Source organism: Sutterella sp., from assembly GCF_052272535.1.
Lineage (GTDB): Bacteria > Pseudomonadota > Gammaproteobacteria > Burkholderiales > Burkholderiaceae_F > Sutterella.
The window spans coordinates 1-16,302 of sequence record NZ_DAVZJY010000027.1; the positions used below are offsets into that span (position 1 = coordinate 1).

Sequence of the window (16,302 nt, forward strand, 5' to 3'; positions counted from 1 at the left end):
GCGCCTCGTCGAGCTCTGCGGTCCGGGCGTGCCGCTCGTCGCCATGGGGCACCTCTTCGTGACGGGCTCCAAGGTGGGGCCCGAACCCGCCCGCGAGGGCGACGCCGCCGCCGCGGATGCGGCGGGTGCAGCCTCCGACGGCGGCGTCTACGTCGGGTCGCTGAGGAACGTCTCGGCCTCGGTCTTCGGGAGCGGCTGGGCCTACGTCGCCCTCGGGCACATTCACAAGGCGCAGCGCGTGAAGGCGGTGATTCCGGTGCGCTACTGCGGCTCGCCCTTGGCGCTCAACGTCGGCGACGCGGGGGACCCCCACCAGGTGGTCGAGGTGACCGTGCACCCGGACGGCAGGGTCGAGGAGCAGTCGATCGAAGTGCCGCAGCCGCGGCGCCTCGCCGCCCTTTCGGGCACTTTGGAGGAGCTCGAGGCCGCGCTCGATCGGCTCGGCGCCGAAGCGCCCGGGGCGGTCGCCGAAGTGACCTACACGGGCGCGGTGACGGATGTGGGGGCGCTCGTCGAGGCGCTCAACACGGCCGCGGGGCGCGCCGGCGTGCGGCTCTCGGCCGTGCGGTGCGCCGTGAGGCATTCCGGCGCAGGTTCGGAGACTCCGGTGGGGAGCCTCGACGACATCACGCCCGAAGGGGTCTTCGACTCGGTCCTTGCAGACGCGGGGACCGACGAGGCCGCGAAGGAGGAGTTGGGCGGCCTCTACGCAGAAATCCTCGAAGCCGCGCGCGCCGCCGAGCGCGAGGATGCGGCCGCCGCCGAGACGGCGCGCGCCGACATCGCCCAAAAGGCCGACGGGAAGCAGGAGTGAGGAAATGCGCCTTTTGAAGCTCAGAATTGAAAACATCAACTCCCTCAAGGGCGTTCACGAAATCGACTTCACGGACGCCGCGTACCGCAGCTCGGGGATCTTCGCGATCACGGGGCCGACGGGGAGCGGCAAGACGTCGATCCTCGACGCGGTGACGCTCGCGCTCTTCGGTGAGACGCCCCGCATGCGGGCGCGCACCACGACGGCGAAGAAGACCGACGGCACGTGCATGGTGATGACGAAGAACTCGACGCGGTGCTCCGCGACGGCGCTCTTCGAGTGCCGCGGCGTCTTCTGGCGCTCGACCTGGTCGAGCCGGTACCGCAACAAGGGGCGCGGCACGCTCGTCGAGGAGGTGGAGCTCGCGCGCCTTCCCGACGCGCAGGCGGCCGAAGGCGAAGTCGTCGCCACCAAGAAGACCGCCTGGGAGTCGGAGATGAAGCGCCTTCTCGGGCTCGACTTCAACGCCTTCACGCGGAGCGCCCTCCTCGCGCAGGGCGCCTTTGCGGAGCTGCTGCGCGCCAAGGGCGACGAGCGCGCGCAGATTCTCGAGAACATCACCGGCACGGGGATCTACGCCCGGATCGGGCGGATGGTCTACGAACGCGCAGGCGCGGAGCGCGCTGCGGTTGAACGCCTCGTCGCGCAGCTCGAGAGCGCGGCGCCCCTCACCGAAGAGGAGCGCGCGGCGCTCGACAAGGAAGCGCAGGCCGCCGACGCCGCTGCGGCCGAGGCGCAGCGCGCCCGCACCGAGGCCGAAGCCGACTTCGCGTGGATGAAGAACGTCCTCGAGGCGCGCGGGCGCGACGAACGCGCGAGGCGCGGCCTCGACGAAGTGAAGAAGGAGGCGCCGATGGTCGAGCGCCTGCGGCTCGAAGTCGACCGCGCCGTCAAGGCGGCCGCTCCCGCGCAGAAACGCAGGGAGCGCGACGTCGCGCGCGACGACGAGGCGAAGCACCGCACCGTCTGCGCCCTCGAGGAGGCCGCCGCGAAGGCTGCGGGCGAAAAGCTCGCGGCCGCGGAGAAGAACGCCCTCGAAGCGGCCGCCGCCGAAGAGGCCGCCCGCGCGCAGCGCACCGCGGCGCTCCCTGAGTTCGAGAAGATGGAGGCCGCCGACCGCCGCATCGAGGTGCTCGCCGCCTCGGCGAAGATGGCGGCCGACGCCCGTCGTCAGGCCGAAGAGGAAGGGCGCAGGCGCGGGGCTGAGCTCGCGCGCGCCGAGAAGACCGCGGCCGACGCCGGCGCGGCGCTCGCCGCCCGGAAGTCCGAGCTCGCCGCGCACGCGGGCGATGAGGCGCTGCCCGAACGGATCGCGGCCTTGGAGGAGCTCGCGCGCCAGATGAGGCGCGCGGCCGCGAACGCCGCGGCCGCCGTCCGTGAGGTGGCCGTCGTGGAGAAGGACGGCGCCGCCCTGAAGGCTACCAAAGCGAAGGCCGATCAGGAGCTCGACGCCGCAGAGAAGGCGCGTGCCGCCGCCGAGAGCGCGCAGGCGCAGGCCGAGCGCGCGCAGAAAATCGCCGCCGCGGGGACTTCGGTCGAGCGGCAGATCGCGCAGACGCGCGAACTCGCCGGCCGCCTCTGGGCGGCTGAGTGGCTCCTTGAATGCCTCGAGTGCCTGCAGGCGCTTGCGGGCGAAACGGGCGCGGGGGCGCAGTCTGCGGCCGCACGCCTCACGGCCCGGGTCGATCGCCTGAAGGGCCTCTACGCGGAGCTCCATGGGACGGTGGACGCGGCGCTCCTCGAGCGCTTCCGCAGCGCCCTCGGAGAGGTTGAAGCGTGGTCCGTCTCCGCGGGCCGCGCGGCGAAGGCCTTGGACGACGCAAACCGCGCGCTCACCGCGGCCGAGCGCAATGCGGGCGGGAAGCGCACCGCCGCCGCGGACGCGGAGGGGCGGCTCAACACCCAGCGCGGCCTCTGGCAGCGGGCGAAGAAGCAGAGCGTGCAGCTCGAAGGCGAATGGAACGAGGCGCGCCGCGCGCTCATCGACGCCGTCGCGCCCTTCGTTCCGGAGGGCGCCGCGCCCGGGACCGACGCCGAACTCCTCGATCTGCTCACGGACCTGAGGGCGCGTGCGGACAAGCGCGTCGCGGCGGTGCTCGAGATTCAGAAGTCGGAGAAGGCGCTCGAGGGGCTGCGCGCCCGCATGGAGGCCGCGAAGACCGCCCTTGCGGCCGCCGACGAATCCGCCCGGCGCGCCAAGGAGAAGGACAAGGCCGCGATGACGGCGCTCGCCGAAGCCCGCAGCGAGCGCGCCCGCGAATGGGGCGCCCGCGACGCGAAGAGCGAACGCGCGACGCTCGACCGGGCGCTCGAGGCCGCGGCGCTCCTGCGCCGGCAGGCGGATGCAGGTGCGGCAGAGTTCGCCAAGGCGAAGGAGTCCCACGCCGCCAAGGCCGAGGCGGAGAAGAAGGCTGCGGACGACTTCGCCCGCCGCATGACCGACGCGGCTGAGGCCTTCACGGCGCTCCTCGCCGCCGCAGGGTTTTCGAGTGAGGACGAGGTGCTCGCGGCTGAACGCCCCGCGGAATTCATCGCTTCAGGCCGCAGCCGCCTCAGCGCGCATGAAAGGGCGCTTGCCGCGGCCGAGCGCGAGGTGGAGGGCACGGCGGACGTTCTCGCGAAGCTTCTCGAAGCTCCGCGGCGCGACGCGCCCGTGGAGGAGCTCGATGCGGCCGCTCAAAAAGCCCGTGCCGAAGCGGACGCGGCGGCCGAAAGAAAGGGCGCGCTCGCCGCCCGCCGAGAGGCCGACGACGAGCGCCGCCGGCAGTCCGCCGAGGCCCGGGTCGAGCTCGAGCGCCGGTGCATCGCCGCCGACCGTTGGGGGCGGCTCTCGGCCCTGATCGGTTCGGCCGACGGCAAGCGCTTCCGGAAGGCCGCGCAGCGCCTCACCTTTGCGCTTCTGCTCGAGCAGGCGAACGCCGTCCTCGGTCAGATGGGGAGCCGGTACGAACTCATCGCGTCGGGCGACGAAGGGCTCGACCTCGCCGTGCGCGACCAGCTGATGGCCGGGATTGAGCGCACGTCCTTCAACCTCTCGGGGGGCGAAACCTTCATGGTGTCGCTCGCGCTCGCGCTCGCCCTCTCGCGGATCAGCACGAAGCGCATGCGGGTCGATACGCTCTTTCTTGACGAAGGCTTCGGGTCCCTCGACCCGCAGTCGCTCGAGCGGGCCCTCACCGCGCTCGAGATGCTCCAGCAGAGCTCGGGAAAACTGATCGGCCTCATCAGCCACGTCGGTCCCGTGCGCGAACGCATCCCCGTGCGGATCGAGGTGCACCCGCGCGGCGTCTCCGGGACCTCCGACCTCACGGGCCCGGGCGTGCGGCGGATCGCGGAGGCCTGATCAGCCGGGCCCGCCGCTCCGAGCCGCACCACAAGCAAAACGCCCCGCGCCGTTTTTTCCGGCTGCGGGGCGTTTTCTCGGACGGTGCGCCGACGGGATCAGTGGCGTTTCTCTTCGCCGATCAGGTGCGTGCTGTCGAACTCCTTCTGGTTGCGCAGGTGCTTGACGATCACAAGGGTCATCGAGACCATCACGAAGGCGCCGAAGAGCATCATCGTCGCGGGGACCGAGAGGTCGAACTTGATGAGGAGCGCGTAGACGCCCAACATCGTGAGGATCGAGAGGTTCTCGTTGAAGTTCTGCACGGCGATCGAGCGTCCGGCGCTCATGAGGACGTGCCCGCGGTGCTGCAGAAGGGCGTTCATCGGCACGACGAAGTAGCCCGCGCAGATGCCTACGGCGATCATGCCGACGGCGGCGATGAGGGTCGCCCAGGAGAGCTCGAACCCGAAGAGCGCGATGCCGCCCGCAGGCGCGGCGTCGCGCGTGTAGAAGGCCATCGCGGTGACGAGGAACCCCATGATGATCCCCATCGGGAGGACCTTCAGAGAGTCCTTGAGCGGCACGCGGGCGGCGGCGAGCACCGCGCCAACGGCGATGCCGAGGCTCACGACCGCCTGCATCACGGCACCTTGGGAGAGGTTCATGCCGAGCGCGTGGTCGCACCACTTGAGGACGAGGAACTGCAGCACCGCGCCCGCGCCCCAGAAGAGCGTCGTCACGCAGAGCGAGATCTGCCCGAGGCGGTCGTGCCAAAGGAGCGTGCAGGACTTGAGGAATCCGCGGATCGAGTCGTAGGGGTCGAACTTCTGCTTCGGATAGCGCGCGCCCGTGTCGGGAATCGCGAGGTTGACGAGCGAGGCGGCGACGTAGACGAAGGTGATTGCGAAGATCGCGCCTTCGGCGAAGGAGTGGAGCCCGATCGCGTCGAGCGAGAAGGCGTTGAGGATCGGCTGCGCGACTTCGGGCTTGATGAGCACGCCGCCCAGGACGACGCCGAGGATGATCGAGCCCACCGTGAGGCCTTCGATCCAGCCGTTCGCGATGACGAGCTTCTCGGGCGGAAGGAGTTCGGTGAGGATGCCGTACTTCGCGGGCGAATAGGCGGCCGCCCCGATGCCGACGATCGCGTAGGCGAGGAGCGGATGGCCGCCGAAGAGCATCAGCAGGCACCCGAGCGCCTTCAGGGCGTTCGTGAGGAACATCACCCGGCCCTTGGGCATCGAGTCGGCGAAGATGCCCACCCAGGCGGCGAGGAGCACGTAGCTCACGACGAAGAAGAGCTTCAGGAGCGGGGTCTGCCAGTCCGGGGCGCCGAGGCTCGTGAGGAGCGCGATGGCCGCGATCAGAAGCGCGTTGTCCGCGAGGGAGGACAAAAACTGCGCCGCCATGATGGTGTAGAAGCCGCGATGCATCAGAAGACAAAGTCCGTCGTTGTTGTGGGGAAGGCCGCACGGGGAGTGCGGCCGGAAGACGTCCGAATTCCGGCCGGAAGTCTATCAAACCGGCGCCGAGCCGCTCCTGAGGTCCCGCCGCAGCCCTTCGGACTACGTCTTCGGCAGGATACAGACCGTTGCAGACGGCGCGGCCATCCGCAAGCCCGCAAGGTGCGAAAATTCATCTCTTCGGCCGCGCGCGGACCCCTGCCGTTCGCCGCACCCCCTTCCTCAACCCATTCACGGAGCCGAGTCGGCCCATGCCGCGTCCCATATTTGCTGAAATCGATCTCAATGCCCTGCGCCACAATCTCGGCGTGATGCGTCAAAAGGCCGCGGGCCGCGCCGTCTGGGCGGTCGTGAAGGCGAACGCCTACGGCCACGGGCTGGAAAACGCCGTCACGGCCTTCGCCGACGCCGACGGCCTCGCGCTCATCGACCTCTCGGACGCGGAGCTCGCACGCCGCTGCCGCTGGGCCAAGCGCCTGCTGCTTCTCGAAGGCTTCTTCGACGAATCGGACATCGAGCCCATGCAGGAGCTCAAGGTCGAGACGGTGATTCACTCGCCCTGGCAGATCGAGCTTTTGAGGAAGCACGGCGTGAAGGACGTGCGCTGCCACATCAAGGTCAATTCCGGCATGAACCGCCTCGGGTTCCTTCCCGTCGAGGTGAACACCGTCTACGACCAGCTCACCGCCATTCCCGGCGTGCGCGTGATGGACGTGGTGACGCACTTCGCGAACGCTGAGCCCACCTACAGCCCCGAGTCGCCCGTTTCCGTGGAGCGCCAGCTCTCGCGCATGGGGCGGCTCGCGCGCGGCGCGGCCGCGGCCTGCATGGCCAATTCCGCCGCGATCCTTTTTCACCCCGAGGTCGGAGGCGAGGCGGTGCGCGCGGGCGTCGCGCTCTACGGCGTTTCGCCCGACGCCCACGTTTCCTCCGAAGAGCTCGGCATCATCCCGGCGATGACTCTCACGGCGAAGATCATCGCGATCCAGGAGATTCCCGCGGGCGAGTCCGTGGGCTACGGCTCGCGCTGGACCGCAAAGCGCCCCTCGCGCATCGCGGTCGTCGCCTGCGGCTACGCCGACGGCTACCCCCGCTCGATGCCCGACGGCTCGCCCGTCTGGGTCGAGGGGCAGACCGCGCCGCTTGCGGGCGCGGTTTCGATGGACATGCTCGAAATCGACGTCACGGACGTGCCGGCCGCGAAGCTCGGCAGCCGCGTCGAGCTCTGGGGGCGGCATCTGCCCGTCAACCGCGTCGCCGCCTGCTGCGGCACGATCGGCTACGAACTCATCTGCGCCCTCGCGCGCCGCGTGCCGATCGTTCTCTCCGAGGAGGCGGATTGATGGCCAAGCGCGACCGCGTCGAATTCGTCTGCTCCGAGTGCGGCGGCACGACGGTGAAGTGGCAGGGTCAGTGCCCGCACTGCCGCGCCTGGAACACGCTCCAGGAGTTCAAGGTTCCGACCGCGACGCAGTCGCGCTACGGTTCGGACGCCCGCGCGGGCCGCGGCTTCGTGGACACCACCGGGGCGCTCCAGGACCTCGCCGACGTCTCGGCCGAGGAGGCGCCGCGCGTCGCAACCGGGCTCTCGGAATTCGACCGCGTGATGGGCGGGGGGCTCGTGAAGGGCGGCGTCTCTCTGATCGGCGGCGACCCCGGGATCGGCAAGTCCACGCTGCTCCTGCAGGTGATGGCGCGGCTCGTCGCGGGCGGCCTCAAGTGTGTCTACGTCTCGGGCGAGGAGAGCGCGTCGCAGATTGCGCTGCGCGCCCAGCGCCTGCAGCTCCCGCTTGCGGGCCTGCAGCTCATGAGCGAAATCGAGCTCGAGCACATCGAGGCGGTGATCCGCGAGAAGCGCCCCGAATTCGTCGTGATCGACTCCATTCAGACGCTCTTCTCCGCGGCGCTCGAGAGCGCCCCGGGGTCGGTGTCTCAGGTGAGGGAGTGCGCCGCGCGCCTTACGCGCATCGCGAAGACCTCGGGCTCGACGCTCTTTTTCGTCGGGCACGTCACGAAGGACGGCGCCCTCGCGGGCCCGCGCATCCTCGAGCACATCGTCGACACGGTGCTCTACTTCGAGGGCGACACCCATTCGAACTTCCGCCTCGTGCGCGCCTTCAAGAACCGCTTCGGCGCGGTGAATGAACTGGGCGTCTTCGCGATGACGGACCACGGGCTCAGGGGCGTCACCAACCCCTCAGCGATCTTCCTCTCAGAATACAAGTCGAACATCCCCGGGTCCGCGGTGCTCGTCACCCAGGAGGGCACGCGGCCGCTACTCGTCGAAATCCAGGCGCTCGTGGACGAAACCCATTCGCCCGCACCGCGGCGACTCGCCGTCGGCGTGGACAATCAGCGCCTCGCGATGCTCCTCGCGGTCCTGCATCGCCACGCCGGGGTCGCGCTCTTTGATCAGGACGTCTTCATCAACGCCGTGGGCGGCGTGAAGATCTCCGAGACGGCGGTGGACCTCGCGGTCCTCGCCGCGATCTGCTCCTCGTGGCGCGACCGCCCGCTCGAGCGCGGGTTGGTCGTTTTCGGCGAAGTGGGCCTGGCGGGCGAAATTCGCCCCGCGCCCCGCGGGCAGGAGCGCCTGAGGGAGGCGGCGAAGCTTGGATTCTCCAAAGCCCTCATTCCACGCGCCAACGCCCCGAAGCAGCCCGTCGAGGGGCTCGAAGTTGTCGCCGTGGACCGGCTCTCCGACGCGCTCGCGGCGCTCTTTCCCTGAGGCGCGCGCCGCGCACAGGGCCTGAGGAAACCTCTTGCTCCAAATGAGTAGGGCGCTCCGGCCCCGAGTCCTTAAAATAGAAAAGTTTTCATCAGCTCGGGTCCGCCGCGGCCGTTCGCACCGCAGCGGGCCCTGATTCATCAGGATTCACGCACCATGACCACGCTTACGAAGCTTCTGCCCGCCGAGGCTGCTCCGGCTCAGACCGTCCTCGACCGCGCCCACGCGCTGCCGCTCACCTCGGCCGAACGCGCCGAGCTCCCCGCGACGATCCACACGCCCGAAGGCGACGTGACGCTCGCCGTTCCGGCCGAACAGCTCCGCGCCGTCGAAGTGAACGATGTGTTCCTCGACGACAAGGGCGCCTTCTGGGCCGTCCGTCCGGCCGTTGAGAAGGTCCTTCACGTCACGGGCGACCTCAACGTGCTGCGCGAAGCCGCCGGCGCCCTCATCAACCGCGGCGTGCGCATCGCCCAGATCGAGGAAGGCTTCGCGGTCCTGCCGCTGCCGAACCTCGCCAAGATGCTCGAGATGGTCGGCCTGCAGGTGACCGAGGCCGAGTCGCCCTTCGACCCGATCCAGTTCCGTGAAGTCCATGGCGGCGGGTGCGGCTGCGGCTGTCACGACGACGATTCCTGCGGCTGCGGCCACCATCACCATCATCACCACCATGAGGACGGCGAATGCTGCTGCGGTCATGACCACCACCATGAGGACGGCGAATGCTGCTGCGGTCATGACCACCACCACGAGCACGAAGGGTGCGGGTGCGGCGGCCACCACCATCACGACCACGACGAGGGCGAGTGCTGCTGCGGCCACGACCACCACCATGAGCACGAAGGGTGCGGGTGCGGCGACCACCATCACCACGATCACGGCGAGGGGGAATGCTGCTGCGGCCACGACCACGAGCACGAGCATGAAGAGTGCTGCTGCGGCCACGACCACCACCACGAGCACGAAGAGTGCGGGTGCGGCGGCCACCACCACCATGAGCACGACGAGGGTGAATGCTGCTGCGGTCACGACCACCACCACGAGCACGAAGAGTGCTGCTGCTGCGGTCATGACCACGCGCACGAGCACGCCGAAGAGAAGAAGGAAGGCTGCGGCTGCGGCGGCAAGCACTAAGCTTCCGCAAGCGTGAAGCCGGCGGACTTCGGGCGGATCCGCACCGAAGTCCCGCCATCTGAAGGCGGCGTTCCATCATCCGGGCGCCGCCTTCTGTTTTTTTCACGGAAAGCATGAGAAGGAGACCAGCGATCATGCACCGACCCAACATCGACACCGACGCGCTCTTTCTCTTTTCGGCGGTCTTCCGCACGGGTTCGCTCACGCGGGCGGCGCGCGAGTGCGGCATGTCGATCGGCGGCGCGAGCCGCATGCTCGCGAAGCTCCGCGGCCTGCTCGAGGACGAGCTCTTCGTGCGCACGAGCCGCGGCCTCACGCCCACGCCCCGGGCGCGGGAGCTTCTTCCCGAGGTCGCCTCCCTCACCGCGGGCTACGCCCGGCTCTTCGAGCCCGAAGTCTTCCGGCCCGCCGAGGTGCGGCGCACCTTCCGCATCCTCTGCGTGGACAACGCGGTCTTCACCTTCCTCACGCCCGCGCTCTCCGCGCTCTTTGAGAAGGCGCCCGGGATCGGCGTGGACTTCCGGCCGATCCGCGCGGACTTCGTCAAGGTCCTCGCCGCGGGCGAGGCGGACTTCGCCGTCTATCCGTTCGTGCCCTCCGACGAGCGCATCCGCAGCCTGAGGCTCGCAGACGACGTCTTCGTCTTCGTCTGCCGACGTAGCCATCCGTTGGCCGAACTGCAGGGAAGGCGCCCGCTCGTGCGCGCCGACTTCGAGCCCTATCGGCAGGTCCGCGTGATGACGGCGCCTTCGAACGACCCGAACGAGCTCTGGGCGGTCTGCGAGGCGGACGCGCCGATGGTGCCCGACCACGTGGCGGTCTGGTCGCCCTATTTCCTGCCGATCGCGCAGGCGCTGCGCCGCACGAACCTCTGGGGGGCGCTCCCGCTGCAGCTTGCGGCGAAGCTCGTCGACCTCATGCCCGACCTCGTGATCCTCGGCCGGCCGCGGAGCGCCGCCGTCTTCGGACCGAGCCTCATCTGGCACGAGCGGCTCGACCGCGATCCCGCCTCCGTCTGGGTGCGCTCGGTCTTCGCGAGCGCGAAGGAGCCTTATGCCGACGTCGCGACCGTGCCGTTTGTCGAAGATTGAAGGCCGGCTCCGAAGTATTTTCCGATTTCCGTAAAAGCGAACGGCGGGAACTGCAACGTACCTCGGGAGAGGCTCGGATTACGCCTTTCAGGAGACTTCTTCAAACTGACTTCATTCCGCCGCCCGGAGCAATGGGTGGCGGACCAACAACGGGCGCCGCCGCAAAGACGAGGACCGCCCGGAAAGGAGAATGAGTTATGAAGATGAAGTGGATTGCGGTCGCCGTCGCCGCCGCCATACCTGCCGCCGCCATGGCCATCGGCGGCGCCTCGGGCGCGAAGGTGGACTACGAGGTCCAGGGTCATATCGGCGAAGTGATGGGAAATCCCTACGGCATCGCGCCGCTCACCGCCGTGATCCGCGACGGCGGCTACACGCTCGCCGACGTGACGGTCCACATCGTCCCGAAGCAGGGCGGCCAGGCGATCGACTACAAGGTCTCGCGCACCCAGCTCCTCACTCACGGCGGCATCCCGGTGTTCGGCCTTTACGCGGACTACATGAACACCATCCGCGTGGACTACACCCGCATCGACACGACGGGCAAGCACGAGAAGTTCACCGACGAATACAAGCTCTATGCGCCGCCCGTCTACTTTGAGCCCGCCGGCAACAAGATGGAGCGCGCGATGCCCTTCGGCGTCGACGTGAAGAAGGTGGACGCGGACTTCTCCGACCGTCTGTACTTCGTGAACAACATCGCCCAGAAATCGGGCATCGGCACGCGCGCCGTCTGGAACAACCCCACCGGCGGCGCCCTCGAGTGGAACTTCTGGCCGCAGAACACCGTGATCGACACCAAGGGCGAAGTGCGCTGGTACATGTTCGCCAACCCGATCTACGACCTCAACTCGCTCTACTCCGCGGGCGTGATGATGGGCTTCAAGCAGAACAACGACGGCCTCCTCACCTGGGGCTTCGGTCAGCGCTACGTGAAGTACGACATCCTCGGCCGCGAGGTCTTCAACCGCCGGCTGCCGCTGCGCTACGGCGACTTCTCGCACTCGATGGACGACGCGCAGAACGGACACTACTTCCTGCGCGTGGCGAGCTCGAACTGGAAGCGCGCCGACGGCAAGAACGTGCGCACGGTGCGCGACGTGATCGCCGAAGTGGACCAGAACGGCAACGTCGTCGATGAATGGCGCCTCGCCGAAATCCTCGACCCGTACCGCGACAACGTGATGAAGGTGCTCGACCAGGGTGCGGTGTGCCTCAACATCGACGCCAATCAGGCCGGCAAGACCCTCTCGCACGAGGAGATCGCGAAGCTCGACGCCTCCGACCGCTTCGGCGACATCGTGGGCACGGGCCCGGGCCGCAACTGGGCGCACGTCAACTCCGTGGACTACGACCCCGAGGACGACTCGATCATCATCAGCTCGCGCCACCAGTCCGCGATCATCAAGATCGGCCGCGACAAGAAGGTGAAGTGGATCCTCGGCTCGCCCGAGGGCTGGAAGAAGCCCTTCCAGCCGATGCTCCTGACGCCTGTCGACAAGAACGGGCAGCCCATCAAGTGCGAAGGGAGCAAATGCGAAGGCGGCTTCGACTGGACGTGGACGCAGCACACCGCCTTCAAGATCGACGAGAAGAGCAAGGGCGACGTGATCTTCGTCTCGGCCTTCGACAACGGCGACTCGCGCGGCATGGAGCAGCCCGCGCTGCCCGAGATGAAGTACTCGCGCTCGGTGGTCTACAGAATCGACCAGAAGAAGATGACCGTCGAACAGGTCTGGGAGTACGGCAAGGAGCGCGGCCACGGGTGGTACAGCCCGGTGACGTCGCTCACCGAGTACCAGCCCGACAAGAACTCGATCTTCGTCTACTCGGCCACGGCCGGCGCGAACTTCGACCTCGCGAGCGGCGCCTTCACCTCGGCCCCGAACCCCTTCATCGAGGAGTTCAAGTGGGGTGCGAAGGAGCCCTCCGTCGAAATTCAGCTCAAGAACTGCACGGGCTACCAGGCCTGGCCGTTCTCGGTTGAAAAGGCCCTCTCTCAGGAGTCGAAGTGACGGCTCAAGGTCTGAAGTGACCGACACCTAAAGGAAGAGGCCGGAGCGGGAATCAAATCCGCTCCGACCTCTTTTTTGTCTGGTGCGCGAGGCCGGACTCGAACCGGCACGCCGTAGGGGCGTCAGGACCTAAACCTGGTGCGTCTACCAATTTCGCCACTCGCGCAACTTCGTGCGAGCGGCCATTCTACAGGAGGCGGGCCGAAAGTAGAAACGCCCGGCCCGGGAGCGAAGGCTCAGCGCCCGGACGCGGCGTGGTGGAGTTCGAGCCTGCGTGCGTTGTAGGTGCCCCAGGTGATGCGCCCGGCGAGCAGGTCCTCCTGAAGCGCCGAGATGAGCGGGTCGCGCTCGGACTGGGAGGCGAGCGCCCGGGCGCGCTCCTCGGGCGTGCCCGACTCGATCATGATGCGGCGCGTCTCCTCGTTGAGGGCGTGCGTCAGGGCGAAGACTTTTTGGGCGGCGCGCTTCTGCGCGGCCGTGATGCGCGTGCGGTCGGCGAGCATCTCCTCGGTGATGCCGCCCGGCAGGCAGGCGGTCTTCCTGAAGTAGGGCTGATAGTCGTCGGCCACGCAGGCGGCGCGCATGCGTGCGGCCACCTCCTCGATGCGGGCGCGGTAGCCCGCCGACTGCAGGCGGACGCTCCGGGTGGTCCGGACGGTCTCGTGCACGGCGGGCGCGGAGGCTTCGGCGGCGGCCGTGGAGGCGTCATCGGCCGGCGCGCGGTTCGAGGTCGTCGCTGCGCACCCCGCGAGAACGAGGGCGGCGGAGGCGAGAAGCGGGGCGAGAAGCCGGCGGGCGGCTGAAATGACGGTCGGGGCGGTCTGGGCGGGCATGGCGTTTGGGCGGAGCAAATGGACGGGCGCGCTAAAAATACAGCGGGCGCATGAGTTTAGGCGGATCACACAAAATGCATCGCCTCTAGTGGTCCGGTATAATGCGGAATTCGTCTTTGGGAGGACCCCCGTCCGCGCGCTCATGCGCCTTCGTCGGGCTTCCCCCCGGAGCAAAAGGTTTCCGAACCGGCCGGAGGCGGGCGCACCCTTGGAGGGGCGCCCAATGCATTTCGGGCGGCATTTTCCAACTTCTCGGGCTCCAAGCCGGGCAATGTTCGAAAAAGAATGTTGCAGGCCTTCAGAGGGCGCCCGGATTTTTCAGCGACGAACAAAATGACTGAAGAAAAGACTGAACAGGCTGCGGCTCCCCAGGAAGAAAAGGCCGTTGAAGCTCCCGCGGTGAACCCGCTTGAGCGCTCCCTCGACCTCTCCGTTCCGGCCGCCGACGTTCAGGCGCTCGTCAAGAAGTACCTGCGCAACTACGCCAAGACCGCCACGATGCCGGGCTTCCGCAAGGGCCACGTTCCGATGGCTCAGGTCGAGGCCATGTACGGCATGCGCGCCTACGACCAGGCCGTCAACGAGCTCGTCGGCCAGGCCTGGGTGAAGGCCGCTCAGGCCTCCGGCCTCGAGATCGCCGGCCAGCCGCGCATCGACCTCGTCGAGGACAAGGAAGACGCCGAGAACATGAAGTTCAAGGCCGTCTTTGAAGTCTTCCCTGAGATCGTTGATCCGGACTTCAAGGCCCTCACGCTCAAGCGCTACACCTGCACGGTCGACGACGCCGCCGTTGAGAAGACCCTCAACGTGATGTCGCGCCAGCGCGTCACCTACACCGAGGCCCCCGAGGACCACGCCGCCGGCAAGGACGACCGCGTCACGGTCAACTTCCGCGGCACGAAGGACGGCGTTGAGTTCGCCGGCGGCAAGGCCGAAGGCTTCCAGTTCGAGATCGGCGCCGGCCGCATGCTCGCCGACTTCGAAGCCGCCGTTGAAGGCATGAAGAAGGGCGAGAAGAAGACCTTCGAGATGACCTTCCCGGAAGACTACGGTCCCGCCGAGCTGAACGGCGCCAAGGTCGAGTTCGAAGTTGAAGTCACCCAGATCGAGGAAGCCCACTTCCCCGAAGTGGACGACGAGTTCGCCAAGTCCCTCGGCGTTGAGGGCGGCGTCGACGCGATGCGCGCCGAAATCCGCGCCAACCTCGAGCGCGAAGTCCAGGCCCGCCTCACCGAAAAGACCGAAAACGAAGCCTTCGAGGCCGTTACCGCCGCCCTGAAGTTCCCCGTCCCGACCGCCGTGGTCGCCCAGGAACGCCGCGCGATGGCCGAGAACTTCGCCCAGAACATCAAGCAGCGCGGCGGCAAGGTTCCCGAGAACTTCCCCGACACGATGTTCCAGGAAGGTGCTGAGAAGCGCGTCCGCCTCGGCCTCTTCGTCGAAGCCCTCACGAAGCGCGAGCACCTCGAAGCCACCGACGAGCAGATCAAGGCCCGCGCCGAGATGTTCGCCGGCGCCTACGAGAACTCCGCCCAGGTCGTCGAGTCCATCATGACCGATCGTCAGAGCCGTGCCAACATCGCCGTCCAGTGCCAGCAGAAGAACGTCTGCGACTGGATCCTCGATCACGCCACGACCTCGGACGAGACCGTCGAGTTCGACAAGGTGATGACGGGCGCCTTCTAAGGCCTCGCTCGACACCGCAGTCCCGCAAATCCGGCCCGCCTCTTCGGAATCCTCGAAATGAGGCGGGCGGGAGCTCCCGCGAGGGGACTTCCGCTCCGCATTCTTGAGTTTTTTGAGAAAAGCGGGCAGGATCCGGAGGGAATCAAGCAGGGCGCCGCAAGGCGCCCTTGCTATTTTTATCGGGCCGGCAGCTCCCCGTCCGCCCTGCCGCGGGTGCAGGAAGCGGCGTTCTCCGCGATAATGTCCCGCACCTCTGCGCACGCCGCGGTTTTCCCCGCGTCCCGAGCGCTCCTCCCGGACCCGGCGGGGAAAATTCAGCCGCCCGGGCGCGTCTCTTCGCGCCCGCTCCTTCCTCACCGCCGCGCCAGCCCCCGAATTCATCATCGAGAACACCTCAGCTATGTCCCTCGTCCCCATCGTCGTTGAAAACTCCGGCCGCTCCGAACGCAGCTTCGACATCTATTCGCGCCTGCTGCGCGACCGCATCATCTTCCTCACGAGCGAGGTGAATGATCAGACGGCCTCGCTCGTCGTCGCCCAGCTGCTCTTCCTCGAGAGCGAGGATCCCGACAAGGACATCTCGCTCTACATCAACAGCCCCGGCGGTTCCGTGTCTGCGGGCATGTCGATCTTCGACACGATGAACTTCATCCGTCCGAAGGTGAACACGATCTGCCTCGGCATGGCCGCCTCGATGGGCGCCTTCCTCCTCGCCGCGGGCGAGAAGGGCAAGCGCTACGCGCTGCCGCATTCGCGCATCATGATCCACCAGCCCTTGGGCGGCGCCGAAGGCCAGGCGAGCGACGTCGAGATCCGCGCGCGCCAGCTCACGCTCATCAAGCGTCAGATGAACGAACTGATGGCGGGCTTCACGGGCCGCTCCTACGAAGAGCTCGTGCGCGACACCGACCGCGACAACTTCATGAGCGCGCAGGAGGCCCTCGAGTACGGCCTCATCGACCGCGTGCTCACGACCCGCGCCGACCTCTGATCCTCACGCCGCGCTTCCCAAGGGAGGCTTTCCGAGTCTCCCTGAAGCGCACTTCCGGCCGCCGGGCCGCCCCCTCATCGAAGGGCGGCGGACCAGCGCGGCCACCCAAAAGAACAAGCACAACGTCCCGCACCGTCTCCCGCTGCGGCCCCTCAGAGGCCCCGCAGCGGACGCGAGACCCGCCGGGGCGACCAAGGATAGATCCACTATGGCTAAACGCTA

General features: G+C 68.0%; 10 protein-coding genes, 1 tRNA gene and 1 pseudogene. 9 read left to right on the plus strand and 3 right to left on the minus strand.

Annotation, left to right across the window (positions count from 1 at the left end; translation table 11 throughout):
• Nucleotides 1–814: pseudogene (locus tag ACT6Y9_RS02850) on the plus strand (metallophosphoesterase family protein); the annotation flags it as partial.
• A gap of 4 nt (nt 815–818) precedes the next feature.
• Nucleotides 819–4,157, plus strand: a complete 3,339-nt coding sequence (locus tag ACT6Y9_RS02855) for an AAA family ATPase (protein WP_443743443.1) — start codon at nt 819–821, stop codon at nt 4,155–4,157.
• Nucleotides 4,158–4,255: 98 nt separating this feature from the next.
• Here the strand turns inward: ACT6Y9_RS02855 and lplT are convergent, their stop codons facing one another.
• Entirely contained in the window at nt 4,256–5,572 is a 1,317-nt protein-coding gene (gene lplT / locus ACT6Y9_RS02860; protein WP_443743444.1) for a lysophospholipid transporter LplT, read from the minus strand.
• Between the two features lie 281 nt (nt 5,573–5,853).
• Between lplT and alr the strand changes: the two genes are divergently transcribed.
• The 5 genes from alr to ACT6Y9_RS02885 all read left to right on the plus strand — a co-directional run bounded on the left by alr (nt 5,854) and on the right by ACT6Y9_RS02885 (nt 12,570).
• Nucleotides 5,854–6,945 (plus strand): alanine racemase, encoded by a 1,092-nt coding sequence (gene alr, locus ACT6Y9_RS02865; protein WP_295477982.1) that lies wholly within the window; start codon nt 5,854–5,856, stop codon nt 6,943–6,945.
• Complete coding sequence (gene radA, locus ACT6Y9_RS02870; protein ID WP_295477979.1) at nt 6,945–8,330, plus strand: DNA repair protein RadA; 1,386 nt, start codon at nt 6,945–6,947, stop codon at nt 8,328–8,330. Before alr ends, radA begins: the two co-directional genes overlap by 1 nt.
• A 156-nt stretch (nt 8,331–8,486) precedes the next feature.
• Complete coding sequence (locus ACT6Y9_RS02875; protein ID WP_443743445.1) at nt 8,487–9,464, plus strand: hypothetical protein; 978 nt, start codon at nt 8,487–8,489, stop codon at nt 9,462–9,464.
• 134 nt (nt 9,465–9,598) lie between these two features.
• Complete coding sequence (locus ACT6Y9_RS02880) at nt 9,599–10,555, plus strand: LysR family transcriptional regulator (protein ID WP_443743446.1); 957 nt, start codon at nt 9,599–9,601, stop codon at nt 10,553–10,555.
• A 197-nt stretch (nt 10,556–10,752) separates the two neighbouring features.
• On the plus strand, nt 10,753–12,570 hold the full coding sequence (locus ACT6Y9_RS02885; protein ID WP_443743447.1) for an aryl-sulfate sulfotransferase: 1,818 nt from the start codon (nt 10,753–10,755) through the stop codon (nt 12,568–12,570).
• Nucleotides 12,571–12,650: 80 nt separating this feature from the next.
• Here the strand turns inward: ACT6Y9_RS02885 and ACT6Y9_RS02890 are convergent.
• Both ACT6Y9_RS02890 and ACT6Y9_RS02895 read right to left on the minus strand, forming a co-directional pair.
• Nucleotides 12,651–12,736 (minus strand) — tRNA-Leu (locus ACT6Y9_RS02890).
• A 70-nt stretch (nt 12,737–12,806) separates the two neighbouring features.
• Nucleotides 12,807–13,403, minus strand: a complete 597-nt coding sequence (locus ACT6Y9_RS02895; RefSeq protein WP_443743448.1) for a hypothetical protein — start codon at nt 13,401–13,403, stop codon at nt 12,807–12,809.
• Nucleotides 13,404–13,736: 333 nt separating this feature from the next.
• Here ACT6Y9_RS02895 and tig point away from each other — a divergent pair, with 333 nt between their 5' ends.
• Together tig and clpP are read left to right on the plus strand one after the other, a co-directional pair.
• Nucleotides 13,737–15,089, plus strand: a complete 1,353-nt coding sequence (gene tig / locus ACT6Y9_RS02900; RefSeq protein ID WP_443743449.1) for a trigger factor — start codon at nt 13,737–13,739, stop codon at nt 15,087–15,089.
• Nucleotides 15,090–15,489: 400 nt separating this feature from the next.
• Nucleotides 15,490–16,080, plus strand: coding sequence for an ATP-dependent Clp endopeptidase proteolytic subunit ClpP (gene clpP, locus ACT6Y9_RS02905; RefSeq protein ID WP_295477961.1), 591 nt, complete (start codon nt 15,490–15,492; stop codon nt 16,078–16,080).
• The last annotated feature ends 222 nt before the right edge of the window (nt 16,081–16,302 follow it).

What these genes read in the sequence shown, in the direction of transcription:
- clpP (WP_295477961.1), top strand. Translation starts at nt 15,490, where the DNA reads ATGTCCCTCGTCCCCATCGTCGTTGAAAACTCCGGCCGCTCCGAACGC.
- ACT6Y9_RS02895 (WP_443743448.1), bottom strand. Translation starts at nt 13,403, where the DNA reads ATGCCCGCCCAGACCGCCCCGACCGTCATTTCAGCCGCCCGCCGGCTT.
- ACT6Y9_RS02855 (WP_443743443.1), top strand. Translation starts at nt 819, where the DNA reads ATGCGCCTTTTGAAGCTCAGAATTGAAAACATCAACTCCCTCAAGGGC.
- lplT (WP_443743444.1), bottom strand. Translation starts at nt 5,572, where the DNA reads ATGCATCGCGGCTTCTACACCATCATGGCGGCGCAGTTTTTGTCCTCC.
- radA (WP_295477979.1), top strand. Translation starts at nt 6,945, where the DNA reads ATGGCCAAGCGCGACCGCGTCGAATTCGTCTGCTCCGAGTGCGGCGGC.
- alr (WP_295477982.1), top strand. Translation starts at nt 5,854, where the DNA reads ATGCCGCGTCCCATATTTGCTGAAATCGATCTCAATGCCCTGCGCCAC.
- ACT6Y9_RS02880 (WP_443743446.1), top strand. Translation starts at nt 9,599, where the DNA reads ATGCACCGACCCAACATCGACACCGACGCGCTCTTTCTCTTTTCGGCG.
- ACT6Y9_RS02875 (WP_443743445.1), top strand. Translation starts at nt 8,487, where the DNA reads ATGACCACGCTTACGAAGCTTCTGCCCGCCGAGGCTGCTCCGGCTCAG.
- tig (WP_443743449.1), top strand. Translation starts at nt 13,737, where the DNA reads ATGACTGAAGAAAAGACTGAACAGGCTGCGGCTCCCCAGGAAGAAAAG.
- ACT6Y9_RS02885 (WP_443743447.1), top strand. Translation starts at nt 10,753, where the DNA reads ATGAAGATGAAGTGGATTGCGGTCGCCGTCGCCGCCGCCATACCTGCC.